The 14899-nt window shown below is 60.6% G+C and carries 19 protein-coding genes; 6 read left to right on the top strand and 13 right to left on the bottom strand.

What is annotated here, in order from left to right:
• A partial coding sequence (locus tag BMX17_RS23240; protein WP_139203697.1) for a helix-turn-helix domain-containing protein occupies positions 1-237 on the bottom strand: 237 nt, incomplete at its 3' end.
• On the opposite strand from BMX17_RS23240, the gene BMX17_RS23245 reads away from it, so the two are divergent.
• Positions 162-854: an ABC transporter permease gene (locus BMX17_RS23245; RefSeq protein WP_280141435.1), complete on the top strand. Its 693-nt coding sequence runs from the start codon at positions 162-164 to the stop codon at positions 852-854. The two genes, BMX17_RS23240 and BMX17_RS23245, sit on opposite strands and share 76 nt — an antisense overlap.
• Positions 851-1603 (top strand): ABC transporter permease, encoded by a 753-nt coding sequence (locus tag BMX17_RS23250; protein ID WP_004594612.1) that lies wholly within the window; start codon positions 851-853, stop codon positions 1601-1603. The genes BMX17_RS23245 and BMX17_RS23250 overlap by 4 nt, the downstream gene beginning before the upstream one ends.
• Positions 1604-1887: 284 nt before the next feature.
• Here the strand turns inward: BMX17_RS23250 and BMX17_RS23255 are convergent, their stop codons facing one another.
• The 8 genes from BMX17_RS23255 to BMX17_RS23290 all read right to left on the bottom strand — a co-directional run bounded on the left by BMX17_RS23255 (position 1888) and on the right by BMX17_RS23290 (position 6974).
• Positions 1888-2634, bottom strand: a complete 747-nt coding sequence (locus BMX17_RS23255) for a plastocyanin/azurin family copper-binding protein (protein ID WP_004594613.1) — start codon at positions 2632-2634, stop codon at positions 1888-1890.
• A 19-nt stretch (positions 2635-2653) separates the two neighbouring features.
• Entirely contained in the window at positions 2654-2962 is a 309-nt protein-coding gene (locus tag BMX17_RS23260; protein WP_004594614.1) for a thioredoxin family protein, read from the bottom strand.
• Between the two features lie 123 nt (positions 2963-3085).
• Positions 3086-3439 (bottom strand): SHOCT domain-containing protein, encoded by a 354-nt coding sequence (locus BMX17_RS23265; RefSeq protein ID WP_004594615.1) that lies wholly within the window; start codon positions 3437-3439, stop codon positions 3086-3088.
• A 3-nt stretch (positions 3440-3442) separates the two neighbouring features.
• Positions 3443-3859 carry a DUF302 domain-containing protein gene (locus tag BMX17_RS23270; protein ID WP_004594616.1) on the bottom strand — a complete coding sequence of 139 codons (417 nt, stop codon included), beginning with the start codon at positions 3857-3859 and terminating at the stop codon, positions 3443-3445.
• Between the two features lie 95 nt (positions 3860-3954).
• Positions 3955-4308: an SHOCT domain-containing protein gene (locus BMX17_RS23275; RefSeq protein ID WP_004594617.1), complete on the bottom strand. Its 354-nt coding sequence runs from the start codon at positions 4306-4308 to the stop codon at positions 3955-3957.
• 57 nt (positions 4309-4365) lie between these two features.
• Positions 4366-4686, bottom strand: a complete 321-nt coding sequence (locus BMX17_RS23280; protein ID WP_004594618.1) for a hypothetical protein — start codon at positions 4684-4686, stop codon at positions 4366-4368.
• A gap of 168 nt (positions 4687-4854) precedes the next feature.
• A complete protein-coding gene (locus tag BMX17_RS23285; RefSeq protein WP_092664573.1) occupies positions 4855-5454 on the bottom strand; it encodes a helix-turn-helix transcriptional regulator in 600 nt (199 codons plus the stop codon).
• A 125-nt stretch (positions 5455-5579) separates the two neighbouring features.
• Positions 5580-6974 carry a permease gene (locus BMX17_RS23290; RefSeq protein WP_004594620.1) on the bottom strand — a complete coding sequence of 465 codons (1395 nt, stop codon included), beginning with the start codon at positions 6972-6974 and terminating at the stop codon, positions 5580-5582.
• Positions 6975-7302: 328 nt separating this feature from the next.
• On the opposite strand from BMX17_RS23290, the gene BMX17_RS23295 reads away from it, so the two are divergent.
• Positions 7303-8769, top strand: a complete 1467-nt coding sequence (locus BMX17_RS23295) for an amidohydrolase family protein (RefSeq protein WP_011222406.1) — start codon at positions 7303-7305, stop codon at positions 8767-8769.
• Positions 8770-8798: 29 nt separating this feature from the next.
• Here the strand turns inward: BMX17_RS23295 and BMX17_RS23300 are convergent, their stop codons facing one another.
• Positions 8799-9323, bottom strand: a complete 525-nt coding sequence (locus tag BMX17_RS23300; RefSeq protein ID WP_092664576.1) for an ArsR/SmtB family transcription factor — start codon at positions 9321-9323, stop codon at positions 8799-8801.
• Positions 9324-9524: 201 nt separating this feature from the next.
• Here BMX17_RS23300 and BMX17_RS23305 point away from each other — a divergent pair, with 201 nt between their 5' ends.
• The 3 genes from BMX17_RS23305 to BMX17_RS23315 are packed head-to-tail and all read left to right on the top strand — an operon-like array spanning position 9525 to position 12346.
• The gene (locus BMX17_RS23305) at positions 9525-9740 is read left to right on the top strand and encodes a heavy-metal-associated domain-containing protein (protein ID WP_092664579.1); all 216 of its coding nucleotides are present in this window, start codon (positions 9525-9527) and stop codon (positions 9738-9740) included.
• Positions 9741-9744: 4 nt separating this feature from the next.
• The gene (locus tag BMX17_RS23310; protein ID WP_092664583.1) at positions 9745-11664 is read left to right on the top strand and encodes a heavy metal translocating P-type ATPase; all 1920 of its coding nucleotides are present in this window, start codon (positions 9745-9747) and stop codon (positions 11662-11664) included.
• Positions 11665-11692: 28 nt separating this feature from the next.
• Positions 11693-12346: a hypothetical protein gene (locus BMX17_RS23315; protein WP_092664589.1), complete on the top strand. Its 654-nt coding sequence runs from the start codon at positions 11693-11695 to the stop codon at positions 12344-12346.
• 33 nt (positions 12347-12379) lie between these two features.
• Here the strand turns inward: BMX17_RS23315 and BMX17_RS23320 are convergent, their stop codons facing one another.
• From BMX17_RS23320 to BMX17_RS26780, 3 genes are read right to left on the bottom strand one after another with little or no spacing between them, the layout of a single operon-like run.
• Entirely contained in the window at positions 12380-13630 is a 1251-nt protein-coding gene (locus tag BMX17_RS23320; RefSeq protein ID WP_092664592.1) for a phage integrase SAM-like domain-containing protein, read from the bottom strand.
• Positions 13627-13983, bottom strand: a complete 357-nt coding sequence (locus BMX17_RS23325; RefSeq protein ID WP_211611446.1) for a type II toxin-antitoxin system PemK/MazF family toxin — start codon at positions 13981-13983, stop codon at positions 13627-13629. Before BMX17_RS23325 ends, BMX17_RS23320 begins: the two co-directional genes overlap by 4 nt.
• 6 nt (positions 13984-13989) lie before the next feature.
• Complete coding sequence (locus BMX17_RS26780; RefSeq protein WP_211611447.1) at positions 13990-14388, bottom strand: helix-turn-helix transcriptional regulator; 399 nt, start codon at positions 14386-14388, stop codon at positions 13990-13992.
• Positions 14389-14899 lie beyond the last annotated feature (511 nt).

The following is a 14899-nucleotide window of genomic DNA, read 5'->3' on the forward strand; positions in this document are numbered from 1 at the left end:
TCTCCCAGTTCGTTTATCATCAGATACAGCCTGCTCAAGCGACTCGTCAGTGTCGAGTCGCTTGAGCCAGCTATAGATTGTGCGCCGCTGCACGTCGTACCACTCGGCTAGCTCGGTCTGCGTAACACCGTTCTTGTACGCAATAGCCGCTAAGAGTCGCTGTGTCGGCTTCTTCTCGTCCACGTTGTCAAGGGCATCTTGCAGTTCCTCGACAGAGATCTCGTCGAGATGATCCATTATCTCCTACAACACTCTGCGGGCAGAAAGTTCTAACGGTTACTATAGGTCGCCTTCTCGGAGCGATATTCGGGGTCGCCATCATTGCCGGCCTGATGGGACTCGCGCAGATGATTAGTGCGCGTGCAGCCGATCGGCGACTCGTTCAGACAGGCTATCCACCCCGAACACTGCTTGCGACTCGATTAGCGGCGCTCGGAGGAGTGACCGTTGTCGTGGCTGCCGTAAACTACGGCGTTCTCTGGCTGACGATTTCACCGGGAGCCCCTGTCCTGACGTTCGTATTCCTCGTACTTGCCGGCCTCGTCTATGCGTTTCTTGGCGCACTCGTCGGGGCGCTCCTTCCACGACTGTTCGAAGGCTCGCTCGTCGTGGTGTTCCTTGCAATGATGGATGCGTTCCTCAGTGGCGACAGTCCGCTGGCCGCCGACGTTCCCGAGTTCGTGGAATACTTCCCGCTCTATCATCCAAAGGAACTCCTTCAGGAGGCGATGTTCCAAGGCACATATACGACGGGTGATCTCGGCTTCGTCGCCGGATACCTGCTAGTCCTGCTTGTACTCGTCACCGCAGTGTTCGGAGTGACGATGCGCACCAGTGGTGGGTGGTCCGCATGAGTCGTACGACAACGGCGTTCACAATCGGCATCAAAGAACAGGCGCGAAACTACGTCCTCGTCGCTCTACTGGTCGTCCTACCGGTCTCGTTCATCACGTTGGCGTTCGCAGTCACCCAGGACGTCGAGATGCCGGTTCGGACGCTCGTCGACGGTGAGACGGTGACGGTCATGCGAGGGATGCCTGAGGTCCACGGCGTGATTATGACGCCGATTACGAGCGCCCTCATCGCGGGACTCGCCGGGTTGTTCCTGATGCGAGAAGCCAAAGACACAGACGGTCGTCTGGCAGTCGCCGGCTATCGTGCACGACAGGTAATCACTGCCCGGTTTGGGGTCCTCGCAGCAATCACTCTCATCGTTACCGGCGTCTCAGTCGGCGTGATGCTCGTCGATTTCCAGCCTGAGCATCTCTGGTGGTTCGTCGCAGCGATGCTCGTCGTCTCGGTCACGTATGGTCTCATCGGGATGCTCGTCGGGGCCGTTTTCGACCGCCTAGCCGGGATGTGGCTAATGCTGATTCTCCCGATGCTCGATATCGGACTCTTCCAGGATCCGCTGTTCATCCAGTCCGAGCCCGAATGGTGGATGAAACTACTCCCCGGCTATTGGCCCGTCCGTGTGATGGTCGATACCGGACTCACAACGGACGTAGATACGACTCTCTCATTGGTGTGGGCTACTGGATACCTCCTCCTCGTAGCTGTCCTCACAATCGGCGTCTACTACCGAATTACACAGGAGAAGTAAGATCAGGCCAGTAGACTACTTACTCCGGTAACTGTAGGGGAGAAGACCCAAACAGCACTATATCCAGCTTCGCTCAATTGGATAGTTTGACTCGGATTTCACTACGACCGTCTGATCGGGCAAACGGTTCGGTGGACTCTGGTTGCTGCTGTGTCCCTCGTTCTCTGGGCACCGATGAGTGCGGCTTACGTTCCGCGGAGAAGTGCCGCGGCGTAGGAACAGGTCTTCGAAGGACTCCTGAGCGAGGGACCTCAGGCGTGTAGAAATGGCGACGACACCGCGCCTTACCGAGATGGGTCTTCACTCCCAGTCTCCAACCGTTCACGACGCTTCTGGAACTCTTCTTCGTCGATCTCGCCTCGTGCGTAACGACGTTGGAGGGTTTCCATAGCGGAATCGTCACTCTCTGGAGGTGCATCGCCTCGACCCATTGCCCAGTAGAGGAAGCCGCCGACCAGCCCCAGCATCCCGAGTGCCCCGCCGACGAACGGCAGCCCACCGAACCATCCACCGTTCCGGCCGTGCATCATCCCTGGACCCATCATTCCGCCATCGGTACTCCCACTGCCGTCGACGTCCGAGCCGACGGCAACGGCGCCGTTCTGGACGATCGTTTCGCTGTCTGGGACCTCGCCGTCCGGGATCGGGCTGTCTTCAGCTGGACCGCCAGGGCTACCAACGACGATGCGACCGACCATGCCGACCGTCTTGTGAGGGATGCAGTAGTAGTCGTACGTTCCGGGCACCTCGAACGTGTGCTCGAAGCTCCCCTGCGAGATGGTCCCGCTGTCGAAGGCGGTGGCGTCGGCGGGAACGCGGTCCGGATAGGCCGTCGCCGAGTGAGCTCCGGCTGCTATCTCGAAGCGGACGGTCGTGCCAGGTTCGACGTGGAGCCCGATCGGGTCGAAGTAGTTGTTGCCCATCTTCACGACGGGCGTCTCCTGTGCGGCGACTGGTTGGGTGAATCCCGCACTCGCGACTGTGCCAGCACCGAGCGCTCCCAGGAACTGGCGTCTACTGTAGTCTGTCATTGTAGCTGGTTGGCTTCTGTTATCCACGGATGATGCTGGCGAGCCGGTTCGTGAGTCCGGGCGATTGCTGGCCGGCGCTCTCGATGGCAGCCTCCAATTCGTCCCGGTCGACGATGCCGATGAACTCGGCCGTCTGTTCCCCGTTTGCATACACGAGCGTCGTTGGCGTCTTTCGGACACCGTACTCCTCGGCCGTCTCCAGATCGGTCTGGATGTCGACCTCCCGGAACTCGACATCCGGATACGCATCTTCGATACCCTCGTTTTTCTCTCGCTGCGTTGCGCACGCTCCACAAGTCTCCTGTGTGAACAGGATAACTTCCGTCATAGTAGCTAGTATGGTCTTATGCTTTTAGCACACTTCTATTCACATCCGAAAGCTGTGAGGGTCACAGATTTCGGATTCCAAGGGGCCGGACGTGAGTAACGCCGGAGGTTGGTGGTCGGACCGTCACTCCGAGCGTTCGAGCTTGTTCCGACGCGCCTCGAACTCTTCCTCGGTGAGATCTCCGCGGGCGTATGCCATACGCAGCTCCTCCATTGCGGGATTCCGCGACGACTGCGATGCCGTCACGCGACGGAAGACGAGATATCCGCCACCGAGCAGGAGGAGGAGGAAGACCAGCTGGACGAGCATCCCGACGAGTGGCCACCAGCCGCTGGTCGTCCCGTATCCACCCATCATTCCACCGTATCCCATCATCCCGCCGAATCCCATCCCCATCGTGAGCAAGGGGAGGACGATGATCGCCCCGAGGATGAGGAGGACGATGGTTGTGGTGTCGAGTTGGTTTGATGATGTCATGGTTCAGATCTCGGTCGATGATTCGAGTTCGTCCGCGACGCTGGCGAGAACGCGTTCGAACCGGTCGTGGACCTCGTTCGCGATCGAGTCGAGTGCCTCGTTGTCGGCGATGCCGACGAGCTGTTGTGGGTCGACGGCACTCACCATGACCTCGCCGCCGTCGGTTTCGTAGACAATGACGTTACACGGGAGGAGTGCGCCGAGTTCGATCTCTTCGTTCAGGCCCTCGTGTGCCAGCCCCGGGTTGCACGCACCGAGGATGCAGTACTGTCGAAACTCCTCGCCGAGTTTCTCCTCGAGCGTCGCTTGGACGTCGATGTCACAGAGGACGCCGAATCCTTCGTCTTTGAGCGCCGCAATCGTCGTGTCGACGACGTCGTCGAACTCACCGGTGACTGAAGTCTGTATTGTGTATTCCATGAAGTATCATACCCCGTCTACGGGGTTAACGGTTGGGTGCCGCAACGGCGGCCGTTGGGAATATGATGTATCGGCTGGAACAGCAGCTGCTCCAGTCATCCGGTGCGTTCGAGCTGTTCTCGCCGCCGATCGAATTCGTCATCCGAGAGCTCTCCGCGGGCGTAGCGCTCACGGAGAACCGACAGCGACTGCTCTTCGTTCCCACCGGAGCCTCGATTGAGGAGCGCATAGACAATGTAGAGCGGAACGGCGATGAGGAGCCCCATCCAGAGGAACCCCCAGAGCCCCATCGCTCCACCGAAGAGGCCCCAGCCGCCCCCCATCATGCCGCCGCCGTAGCTCCCACTACCGTGGGCAACAGCCGGTCCAGTCGCCGCAACTAGCAGCGGGACGGCGAGGATCGCGAGTCGCCGAGCAGTGCGTCCGATGTGAGTGGTGAGTTGCGTCATTATCTTGCGTTGGTGAGTTGTGGTGTTCGATTGGAGCGATCGAAACGGCCAGAGCCGTCAGCAGTGGCCCTGCCCGTACATCCCGCCGTTGTAGCCGTCGTCAGCCCCGTCGTGGTATTCCCCGTCAGCCATGTCCTGGGCCATCTCGTCGACGGTCACACCCATGTGCGACTCCATCCACTCGACGCTACCCGGGCCCATGTGTTCGGTCATCTGTGCCTCCATCCAAGTGGCCCATTCATCTGCGGTGGCATTGTCCGTAGGCGCGTCGTCAGCGGTCGTTGCGTTGTCGTGTGCGCTGACTGCCGGTGCGGCGAACGCGAGTCCGACAATCGCGAGCGCCACGAGCAGCCACCGGCCGAGTTTGAAGTTGGTCATTGTCTCTCTCCTCGGTTACTCGTAGGCCTGCTCGGGAGTTATCGACATGGGTGTGAATCCATACAGGAGAACGTTCGAGAACGTCTATAACATCTTCTAACCGTTTTGCTCGAGGGAGACCGTTCATACCTACGGAATTCGAGAGGGAGAGCGCCCGATAGATAGCGACTATTTTCCCGGTTGTTGCTGCCGAAGGTCATCACTCGGATACACACGATAGGTCCGACCCTGTCGTTCCCGATACAGCAGACCTCGCTCCTCGAGTGAATTCACGGTCTGGCTTACTTTACTCTTCGAGAACTCAGATCGATCCCGAAGTTCAATCTGCGTGATTCCGGGGGAGTTCAGGACGGGTTCGAGGACGCGTCGTTCATCATCCGGTAAGAGATCGAGAACGCGTGCTTGGGGGTCCGATTCAGGATTGATAGACGTCGCCGGTGCAGCGTCATCATCCATCGACGTAGCTGTTGCCGCCGATGTCTGTGCAGGATCGACAGGCGCCGTTGTGTCGGCCACTTCTGGATCGGTGAGTTCTCCCCGGACCACGTAATAGACGCCACCGATAACGCCAGCAACCAGCAGGGTTCCAACCACGTACCAGAGGGGGTCTGGGCCGTGCATCGTTCCCATAGATGAACCCATCATTGACCCCATCGATTGCTCGATAGCCCGACGCTGTTGATAGGCCCGCCAACTGAGTACCCCGCCGGCCAGGAGAACGAACCCGAGAAGCACACCGACGACAGTATCTGCTCGACGGCGATTCATATGACAGCCCCGAGTTGCGGGATTTGACTATTCATACCGTCTATTTGAGCGCAGTAGGTGTGACAATTGCGGATTGAAACTGTGATGATGAACCCCATCACAGCGGATGAACCACAGTGCGATCATCAGTGGTCATGATCGTGATCGTGGCTCGATATTTGCGGGCTTTGATTAGTAAATTCCGTTGGTTCTTCTTCGAACGTACGCTTGCATTTCTTTGAGCAAAAATAGTACGTCGTCCCATCGTGGGACGCACTCGGGCCCTCATCGTCGGTTCGCATCCCGCACACCGGATCTCGATACTGACCTGGTGCGCCGAGTCCCCGCCGGTAGACATACAGAAGGAACCCGGAGAGCGCAAAGGCGATAATATTGAGGTAGAACGTGTAGTTGAGCTCGAAGTACGTCTGTTCAGTCGCCGTCTCGCCGCCCGCCAGATCTGGAACGATACCCAGCGCGTCGAACAGCAGCTCCATGAGGAAGCCGGTGAACGCCATCGTGACGAAGAAGACGCCGAGGATGTACAGCATCACCTTCCAGCCGTAGTACTTCCGGTAGACGTTCAGGACGGGCACGGTGATGAGGTCGGCGTAGACGAACGCGATGATCCCGGCGAAGCTGACGCCACCACCCCAGAGCGCGACGGCGAACGGGACGTTGCCCATACTGCCGACGAAACTGAGGACGGCGATGATGACGCCCATGACGGCGTTCTCGGCAGTCACGAGCAGGCCGTCGCCCTGAATGAACAGCGTGTTCCACACCCACTGCGGGACGAAGACGATGACGAACCCAGAAATAAGGAAGCCGGCGACGATGTCTTTCCAGATCATCGACCACTCCTTGCGGTACTGATTCCCGACCTTGTACCAGCCACCCCACGACAGCAACTCGTCACGCCACCCGCCGCTACTCGACGTCTCCTGGCGATAGGTCTCCATACAGCCCTCCGAGCAGAATTTGAGCGTCTCACCGCCGTCGGTCGTGAGCGTGTACTCGTCTTTCCCCTCCATCCCGCAGGTGGGATCTTCCGTGACGCCCGCCTGGCGGTCGCGCTCGTTGAGCTTCTCGCGGACTTCGTTAAACAGGTTTTCGGGAAGCGTGAGGTGGACGATGGCGGCCATGACGGCGATGAGAATCAGGCCGCCGAGCAGTTCCGCGACGAGGAACTCCCAGCCAAGCAGGATGAGAATCATCAGCCCTAGTTCGACGATGAGGTTCGTCGACGCGAACATGAACGCGAGGAAGTTCACCGCGTGCGCCCCCTTCTTGAACAGGCCCTTCCCGATGGCGACGGCGCCGAAACTACAGCCACTGCTTGCTGCTCCGAACACAGTCGCCTTGGTAAGTCCAGTTAGATCGCCCTCACCCAGCACCTGTGCCATCCGCTCCTTCGAGACGTAGACCTGGACGAGACTCGTAATCGTGAGGCCCATGATGATCGCCCACGCCGCCGTCCAGAGAAATCCGACACCGATACGAAGGGATTCAAGAACTCCGTCGATTATCGTCGCCTGCATAGGTGTATCATTGTAGGGATCATCTATTGCGGTTTTGATTAGAATATACTGCCTATGAGGGTATCAGTACTATGGCATCGTAACCGTCGGCCATAGATGATCTATCGTGAAGAGGGGAAAACATTGCAAACCTCCACAAGCTCCACGGAATCCGACTTCAGATTCAAAAGGGGAATCTGATTAAATCACGCCGACGTATTAGAGGCTAATGGGACCAGTAGAGACCGATGATATCCCAAATGAGGGGAACACCACCTGGAAGAACAGCCTTCGCCGGCCTGCTCGGTTGTCCAGTACGGTAACTGTCACATCCACTTCCTAATTTACGATGGCTGTCGATCTGGCAATCCATGATGCACTCGTTCTCACAGCCGACGAGCGGAACCGCCTGTACGAGCGCGGCACAGTATGCATCACCGATGGCTGTATCGAAGAAGTCCGACCATCACGTGCAGGAGACGGAGAATTAGAAGCGTCCACCGTTATCGACGGGAACGGGAAACTGGTGATGCCGGGGTTGGTGAACGCCCACACGCACTTGGAGATGACACCGCTCATCGGTGCGTTTAGCGAACTCGAGCTGACGGAGATGCTTGGGAGTGGGACGGCCTTGTTTAACAGATTAGGGAACGGCGAATTCGAGTACCTCGTCGAGGCAGGCGTCGAGCTCGCAGCGCTCAATTTCCTCTTGGGCGGTGTCACGACCGTGAACTCGATGGACGCACGGCCTGCCGCAGGTGCAGAGGCGTTCGGGGAAGCAGGGCTCCGCGGATTTTTCGGCCCGGCGATCTCGGACCTCTTCTGGGACCAACCAGTCGATCAGCAGTTCTCCCGTGCTCGCGAGTTCGTCGAAACGTACCACGACACGTACGACGGCCGAATCAGGGCGACGATCTGCCCGCACGACGACTGGTCGTGTACCCGGCAGCTGTGGGAACGGACCGCATCCCTCGCCGCAGAGTATCCGGACCTGCTCGTCCACACGCACTTGCTCGAACTCGAGGAGAGTAACACGATGGCACGAGCGAACGGTGGCGAGGACTCGGTAGGATTGCTCGACGACGTTGGACTCCTGGACGACCGACTGGTCGCTGCTCACTTCCGCCTCGGCGACGAAGAGGACATCCAGCGAACCGCCGAGGCGGACGCGGCTGTTGCGCACTGCCCGTCCGTCTTCTGTTACTGGAATCCGGACGGGGAGACGCAGTGGACGCCCGTTCCCGAGCTTCGAGCCGCCGGCGTCGACGTCGGAGTAGGGATTGACGACCACTACTGGCACGACTCGTACAGCATGTTCGGTGAAGCGCGGCAAGCTCGGCTGGCGGCAAATCTCAAGCGTTCAGCCGGGCAGTTCGACTCGATGGAACTGATACGAATGCTCACTATCGAGGGCGCACGCGCGCTGGGGATGGGCGACGAGATCGGCAGTATCGAAGCGGGAAAGCGCGCGGATATTATCCTCCTCGACGTCGACAAACCGAAGTTCACGCCACTGACCAACGTTCCCGCACACGTCGTGAACAACGCGGTCCCGGCCGACGTCGAGACAGTGATCGTTGACGGCGACGTCGTCCTCCGGAATGGTGTGCCCGAGACAATGGACTCGGACGACGTGCGACAGCGAGTAAATCAGGCTGTCGAACGCTTCATGGACGAGACAGGCTGGGAGTTAGACATTGGTGGTAGTGAACCGCCGACCAGCATCGAGACTGTACGGGACCTCCCAAAGCGTGGCCCTGCGCGACTCCTGACTCGCCTCGCGATGCAATCCGCGCGTGATCGGTTCTCCTTCTAAGACCCTGCCAGCGTAGGGGTGGTTCCCCCTCAGGAATTTCTGTGGGCGCGAACGAACGCACGTCGCAGGACGGTCAGAAGAACGTACGTCTCGTACTTCTGGGTCTGGCAGTGCTCGCAGGGCTGCATATCCGCGACGATCTCCTCAATAGCGTCGTCGTACTCGTCGGTGAGCGTAGTGAGCGCGTCCGTGATCTGGGGCTGGACAGCGTCGATCATCTCTTCGACGGCGGCGTCGGCCGAATCTGGTAGTGAGTACGAGAGAACGATCGTGTTTGCGTGGTAGTACTTCGTCGTCCCACCACGACCCTCCTCGAACCGAACGACGTCGACGAGGCCGGCGTCCCGGAGCTCGTTGATGTGGTGGCGAACCGTGTTCTCCGTCCGGTCGACGCCGCGAACGTCGAGGCGTTCGTGGACCTCGGTCGCGGTCAGGGCCTCCTCGGCCAGAATATCGAGGATCATCGCCCGCATCGGCTCGTCGATGGCATCCGAAACCCGAGTGTCTCGCACCGCGATGTCGTCGAGACGGTGGTCAGTATCGAAATCACTCATACGAGAACTGAGCGTGAGCACGCGGGAAAAGGTAGCGGGGCAGGAGTCGGGTAGGTGTCTGTCGAGGTATCGAGTACAGGATGGACCAGCGATAGCGAAAGCCCTAGACGACCCGTTTGACTGTTCCAACGACCTGTATAAGTATTCAAACATATCATCTAAAAAATACTTATTGGGGTACGGGCACTACCTCAAACTGTAATGAGCGACACAACCCAATTCCGCGTCCTCGACTTCGACTGCCCGACCTGCGCGAGTACCGTCGAACGCGCCCTGTCGAACGTCGACGGGGTCCAGCACGTCGAAGTCCACTACGCGACCGGCCGCGTCGAGATCGAGTACGACGACAGCGTCGCTGACCCCGACACCTTCGCACAGACCATTGAAAACCAGGGGTACACGCCCCAGCCCGCCTAACACCATGAACAAACAATCGATCACGCAGTACTACCGGAAACACCGGAAGGCCATCGTCACGGCGACGAGCGGTCTCCTCTACGGCGGTGGCTGGAGTCTGGGCTACCTCACGAGTTTTAATACGGCCAGCGCCGCCATCCTCGTCCTGGCGACGCTCGTGGGTGGCTACGACATCGCCAAAACCGCCTACCACGAGGTCACCAACCGGACGCTCGGCATCAAGACGCTGGTGACGCTAGCCGCCATCGGGGCCATCATCATCGGGGAGTACTGGGAGGCCGCCGCCGTCGTCTTCCTGTTCAGCCTCGGCAGCTACCTCGAGGGACGGACGATGCGGAAGACCCGGACTGCCCTCCAGGAGCTGTTGGAGATGACGCCCGACACGGCGACCGTCCGTCGCGACGGGGAACTCCAAGAAGTCCCCGCCCACGAGGTCAAAGAGGGCGAAGTCGTCGTCGTAAAGCCGGGCGGGAAGATTCCGGTTGACGGCACCGTCGTCGACGGCGAGAGCGCCGTCAACCAAGCACCAGTCACCGGCGAGAGCGCGCCCGTCCACAAGGCCGACGGCGACGAGGTCTACGCCGGGACGGTCAATCAAGAAGGCGCACTGGAGATCCGAACGACGGGTGCGGGCTCGGATACGACGCTCGAACGGATCATCCGCCGTGTCGAGGAGGCCCAAGAGGCTCAGTCGCCGACCGGGAGTCTCATCGACCGGTTCGCGAAGTATTACACGCCGGCCGTCATCGTGCTCGCTATCGGTGCGTACGCCGTCACGCAGAACGCGATCCTGTCGCTGACCCTGTTGGTCATCGGCTGTCCCGGCGCGCTGGTCATCGGGCCACCGGTCAGCATCGTCTCGGCCATCGGCAACGCCGCTCGGTCTGGCGTGCTGATGAAGGGCGGCGAACACCTCGAACGCGCCGGCAAGATCGACCTTGTCGCCTTCGACAAGACCGGCACCCTCACGAAGGGCGAGACCACCGTCGCCGATGTTGAGGGGTTCGGCGTTGCTGATGACGAGGTCCTCTCACTCGCGGCGACCGCCGAGAAGAAGAGCGAACACCACCTCGCTGACGCCATCGTCGACGCGGCCCGCGAGGATCCGACCGCCGCGACGGACGGCGGAACGACGGTCGCCCAAGCGGACGATACGGACGCGGGGCGCAGGTCGGTCCCCGATCCGGATGACTTCGACGTAGTCGCTGGCAAGGGCGTTATCGCCCATACCGATGGCCACGAAGTCGTTGTCGGCAACCGCGCACTGCTGGACGACCGCGACATTGACGTCCCCAGCCGGGTCGCCGACTACGTCCGCGAGCGTGAAGGGCGCGGCGAGACAGTCGTCCACGTCGTTCGGGACGGGGACATCATCGGCGCAATCGCGCTGCGGGACGAGCTCCGAGAGGCCGCTCCCAGGGTCGTCGCGGCGCTCCAAGACACTGGCATCGAGACGGTGATGCTCACCGGCGACAACGAGCGGACGGCCGCCGCCGTTGCCGAGGAGGTCGGCATCGACGAGTACCGCGCCGAACTCCTCCCCGAGGACAAGCAGACCGTCATCGAAGCCTACCAAGCCGACGGACACGTTGTCGCGATGGTCGGCGACGGCATCAACGACGCGCCGTCGCTGGCGACCGCTGACGTCGGCATCGCGATGGGTGCCGCCGGGACGGACACCGCCATCGAGACGGCGGACATGGCGCTGATGGCCGACGACCTCGAACGGATCCCGTACGCGGTCAAACTCAGCAAGGCGACGCGCTGGAACGTCCTCGAGAACGTCGGGCTCGCAGTGCTGACCGTGACCGTCCTGCTCGCGGGCGTGCTCACCAGCTACGTCACCCTCGCCGTGGGAATGTTGGTCCACGAGGCCAGCGTCCTCGCGGTCATCCTCAACGGGATGCGACTGCTTCGCCACTAACCACTAGATACGATCATCACCACCACTCATGACATCGAACTCGACTGCGACTGCCGAGACCCAGGCTAGAACCAATTGGAAGGTAGACTACGATGTGGATCCGATCGAAATTCGCGACCCTGTCGCGGAGGCCCTCGGCGTCCTCGAACCGGGCGTCCCGTTCGTCATCACCTATAGAGACGCGGTGAAAGAGGCGGGACACTCCTGTCCGACTGCCTCGGGCGCCTACCGGATCGTCCAGTTGGGGCTCGACGCCCTGTATCCCGACGACTATCCAGTCCGGAGCGAAATCGAGATGCAGGCGGCCGGCCCGCAGGACGATGCTGAATACGGCGTGATGAGCCGCATCATCTCGTACGTCACTGGCGCGACCGAAGACGACGGATTCAGCGGGCTCGCCGGTGGCTACGGTGGCCGCCGCGACCTCCTCGTCTTCGACGCGTTCGACCCGGACACGGCGGAGCCGACGTTCCGGTTCCGGCGAACCGACACGGACGAGACCGTCGAAGTGACCTACCACGTCAGCGACGTTCCTGACGGTGGACCCGCAATCGGGAACCTCCAGGGGATTCTAGAGGGGTCCGCAAGCGAGAAGCAACGGGAGGCCTTCGCAGAGGCCTGGCATCGTCGCGTACAAGTCGTCCTTGAGGACGACTCGTTGTTCACCGTCGAAGCGGTGTGAACGCGACGGTCTGCCTCTCTCACTCGAAATAAGTTACTGCGGTACACTATCGATTTCTTCGAGAGCTTCAGTAGCCACATCACCCAACTCACCAGCCTCGATATGCGAGTACCGCTCCCGGACCATCTCCTCCGAGTTGTCGAGGTAACGGGCAGCCACAGTATATCCAAATGCCCGGACGAGAACCTCGCCCATCCCCCGGCGACCGCCGTGTGGTGCGAGATAGTCGTGCTTCGGATGATCGATGTCGATCTCCGCGGCCGTCGAGAGTCGTTGGAGAATCGAGCGGGCACCATCCGTCGTAATCGACGGCGGGCGGATGTCCTCGTCCAGCGCCAGCAGCAGGTCGCGAGCGTACTCCCCACGTCGCTCGTCAATTGCCTCCGATGGCTCTCCCCGGTCGGCTAACTCCTCCTGTACGAACTCTGCGAGCGTCCGCTGATCGAGTGTCGGGAATACAGGCCACCGTTCCGTCGGCGGGTCCATCAGTTTCCGGTAGCTCCGCAACGGGGAGATAACGGGATCGGGAAGGGAGGCAGCGTCCCACTGCTGCTTCTTGCGATAGACGTCCATGCTTCCGTCTTCAAGAGAGATGTCTTCCCATCGGACGCCACGGCGTCGCGGGTCGTCAGAATCACGGAGGAGTTCTCCCACACGGACAGCTGTGTACGCGAGGATGACCACGAGCGCCCGGTCGCGAGCCGCCTTCAGCGCCGCGTACCGGGCTCGTTGCTTATCGAGTGAATCCACGTCATCGGGGAGGGTGGTGTATGCCTCGATGGCCTCACGCGCCTGCTCGTCGACGTGTCGGGTGAGCGCGTGGCGTTGCTCTGGCGTCCAGGCCTGCTGGTCACCGGGCTTCCGTCCGTCGTCGTCGGGGAGCGGCGCGGTCGCGCTCGCCCGCTGGGCGTAGTGCGCTTCGAGATACCCCTCGTTGACACACCAGCCACACCACGCCGAGATGTAGGCGTAGTAGGTCTGGACCGTGTTCTGCTTGAGTCCTCGGTCACCAGAAAGGTGCCGAGCGTACTCGCGGAAGACTCGCTCGTCGAGGTCCTCGAAGGTCGGATCGTGGTCAGCCTCCTCGGGAGTGATTCCAGTCCAATCGTCGTCGCCGCGCTCGCCGGCGGCCCACTCCGCAAATCGTTCGAGCTCGCGGGCAGCGTTCCGACGGTAGTTCCCGCCCTCGCCGCCGCGACCCTTGCCCTTGTCCTGAAGATAGCGGTCGAAGGAACTCCGCAACCGCCGTGCTGCGGGCTCTTGGCCGGTGGTGTCGTCGATCATGCGGAGTCAAAATCCTCCGAATTGTCCAGGTAGGAAATCGTGGCCGTCGTAACCTGGTCGGTGAACTCATCGGTGACCGAGCCCTGCCGGCCGACGACGTGGAGGTCGTCTTTCAGTGTGGCGAGCGTCCAGGGGAGGACGTAGCTCTGCTGACCCGGTTCGCCCCGAACCCACGCTTCGCTCGGTACGGCGAAGCTGCCGGCGTGGTGGGATTGCGTCGTAAACGCGACGGCGATCGACTCCTCGTCGGGATAGGGCATCCGCTCGCCGGAAACAACCAGCCACGGCCGGGGGTTCCCACCATCCGTTTTGAACGGATCAGGAGCCCAGACGACAGTTCCGCGGTCAGCCATCCGGGATCACGACTCCTCGTCGGCCTGGTCGGTTTTTGAGTCGATGGGGTCGACCGCGGTCTCCATCCAGGCCTCGACGTCGTCGTCGGAGAACCCGCCGTCGATGTCGTCGGCTGTGGCGGCGCCGTGAAGCCCTGCCGACGCGACCGCGTGCTCGGCGTCGGCGATCGTCCAGAACCGGTCGCGGTGTTCGACGAGGCCGTGTTCCTCAAGGCGCTTCAGCGTGGGGCCGACGCTCCCTTCGGGTACGTCGACGGCGTCGACGATCTCCCGCTGGCGAAACGCCTGGTCAGCGTGGTCGAGAAGGAAGCGATACACCGCACCCTGTGTGGTGTCCGGCGCCAGATCGGGAAGCGAGGGGCCGTCCTCGTCGATAGAGCGGAACTCGTCTTTCGAGATGGGCATCTTGAGTATTGGTTTGTATTAGAAGCTATTAGGTCTTATCGACAAGGCTCTCGACACGGACTGGAGGATGGCGGTGTTCACCGGCTTTTCCCCGGGTTCGAGGCCTTCTTCGTGCGGTTCCACAGTTCGTGCTTCACCGACGGCGGCGGGGTACTTCAAAGTGGTCGTGATTATTGGAGTAATCACGAGCAACCATAATTTGGCGACGGATCTCGAAATACCGACTGTAGAGACCCATACTGGTCGATATCTAGCATCTGCAGAATCTATAAACCTCATGACGCTATATGAAAACCATGCATGCGGAAGTTGAGACTACATCGGGTATAGCGGGCCTGTAATGCGCGGTATCAACCGAATCGATAAACAGAATCCGCTTCAGATCGCTTTCTGAACGGCGGTTCTTATTCCTTTTCCAACTAATACGCAGAATTTCCGAGACTCTGGATAGTGTCGCCACTCAGACGCTGCGCTCTCACGGAGAGAGGCCCCCTCGCTATCCGATTCCCGT

This window comes from Halorientalis persicus (assembly GCF_900110215.1).
In the GTDB taxonomy this organism is placed as follows: Archaea; Halobacteriota; Halobacteria; order Halobacteriales; family Haloarculaceae; genus Halorientalis; species Halorientalis persica.

Coding starts and splice junctions, on each gene's coding strand:
- BMX17_RS23320 (WP_092664592.1), bottom strand. CDS start 13,630: ATGATCGACGACACCACCGGCCAAGAGCCCGCAGCACGGCGGTTGCGG.
- BMX17_RS23310 (WP_092664583.1), top strand. CDS start 9,745: ATGAACAAACAATCGATCACGCAGTACTACCGGAAACACCGGAAGGCC.
- BMX17_RS23250 (WP_004594612.1), top strand. CDS start 851: ATGAGTCGTACGACAACGGCGTTCACAATCGGCATCAAAGAACAGGCG.
- BMX17_RS23280 (WP_004594618.1), bottom strand. CDS start 4,686: ATGACCAACTTCAAACTCGGCCGGTGGCTGCTCGTGGCGCTCGCGATT.
- BMX17_RS23295 (WP_011222406.1), top strand. CDS start 7,303: ATGGCTGTCGATCTGGCAATCCATGATGCACTCGTTCTCACAGCCGAC.
- BMX17_RS23305 (WP_092664579.1), top strand. CDS start 9,525: ATGAGCGACACAACCCAATTCCGCGTCCTCGACTTCGACTGCCCGACC.
- BMX17_RS23270 (WP_004594616.1), bottom strand. CDS start 3,859: ATGGAATACACAATACAGACTTCAGTCACCGGTGAGTTCGACGACGTC.
- BMX17_RS23290 (WP_004594620.1), bottom strand. CDS start 6,974: ATGCAGGCGACGATAATCGACGGAGTTCTTGAATCCCTTCGTATCGGT.
- BMX17_RS26780 (WP_211611447.1), bottom strand. CDS start 14,388: ATGCCCATCTCGAAAGACGAGTTCCGCTCTATCGACGAGGACGGCCCC.
- BMX17_RS23315 (WP_092664589.1), top strand. CDS start 11,693: ATGACATCGAACTCGACTGCGACTGCCGAGACCCAGGCTAGAACCAAT.
- BMX17_RS23255 (WP_004594613.1), bottom strand. CDS start 2,634: ATGACAGACTACAGTAGACGCCAGTTCCTGGGAGCGCTCGGTGCTGGC.
- BMX17_RS23285 (WP_092664573.1), bottom strand. CDS start 5,454: ATGAATCGCCGTCGAGCAGATACTGTCGTCGGTGTGCTTCTCGGGTTC.
- BMX17_RS23260 (WP_004594614.1), bottom strand. CDS start 2,962: ATGACGGAAGTTATCCTGTTCACACAGGAGACTTGTGGAGCGTGCGCA.
- BMX17_RS23300 (WP_092664576.1), bottom strand. CDS start 9,323: ATGAGTGATTTCGATACTGACCACCGTCTCGACGACATCGCGGTGCGA.
- BMX17_RS23275 (WP_004594617.1), bottom strand. CDS start 4,308: ATGACGCAACTCACCACTCACATCGGACGCACTGCTCGGCGACTCGCG.
- BMX17_RS23265 (WP_004594615.1), bottom strand. CDS start 3,439: ATGACATCATCAAACCAACTCGACACCACAACCATCGTCCTCCTCATC.
- BMX17_RS23325 (WP_211611446.1), bottom strand. CDS start 13,983: ATGGCTGACCGCGGAACTGTCGTCTGGGCTCCTGATCCGTTCAAAACG.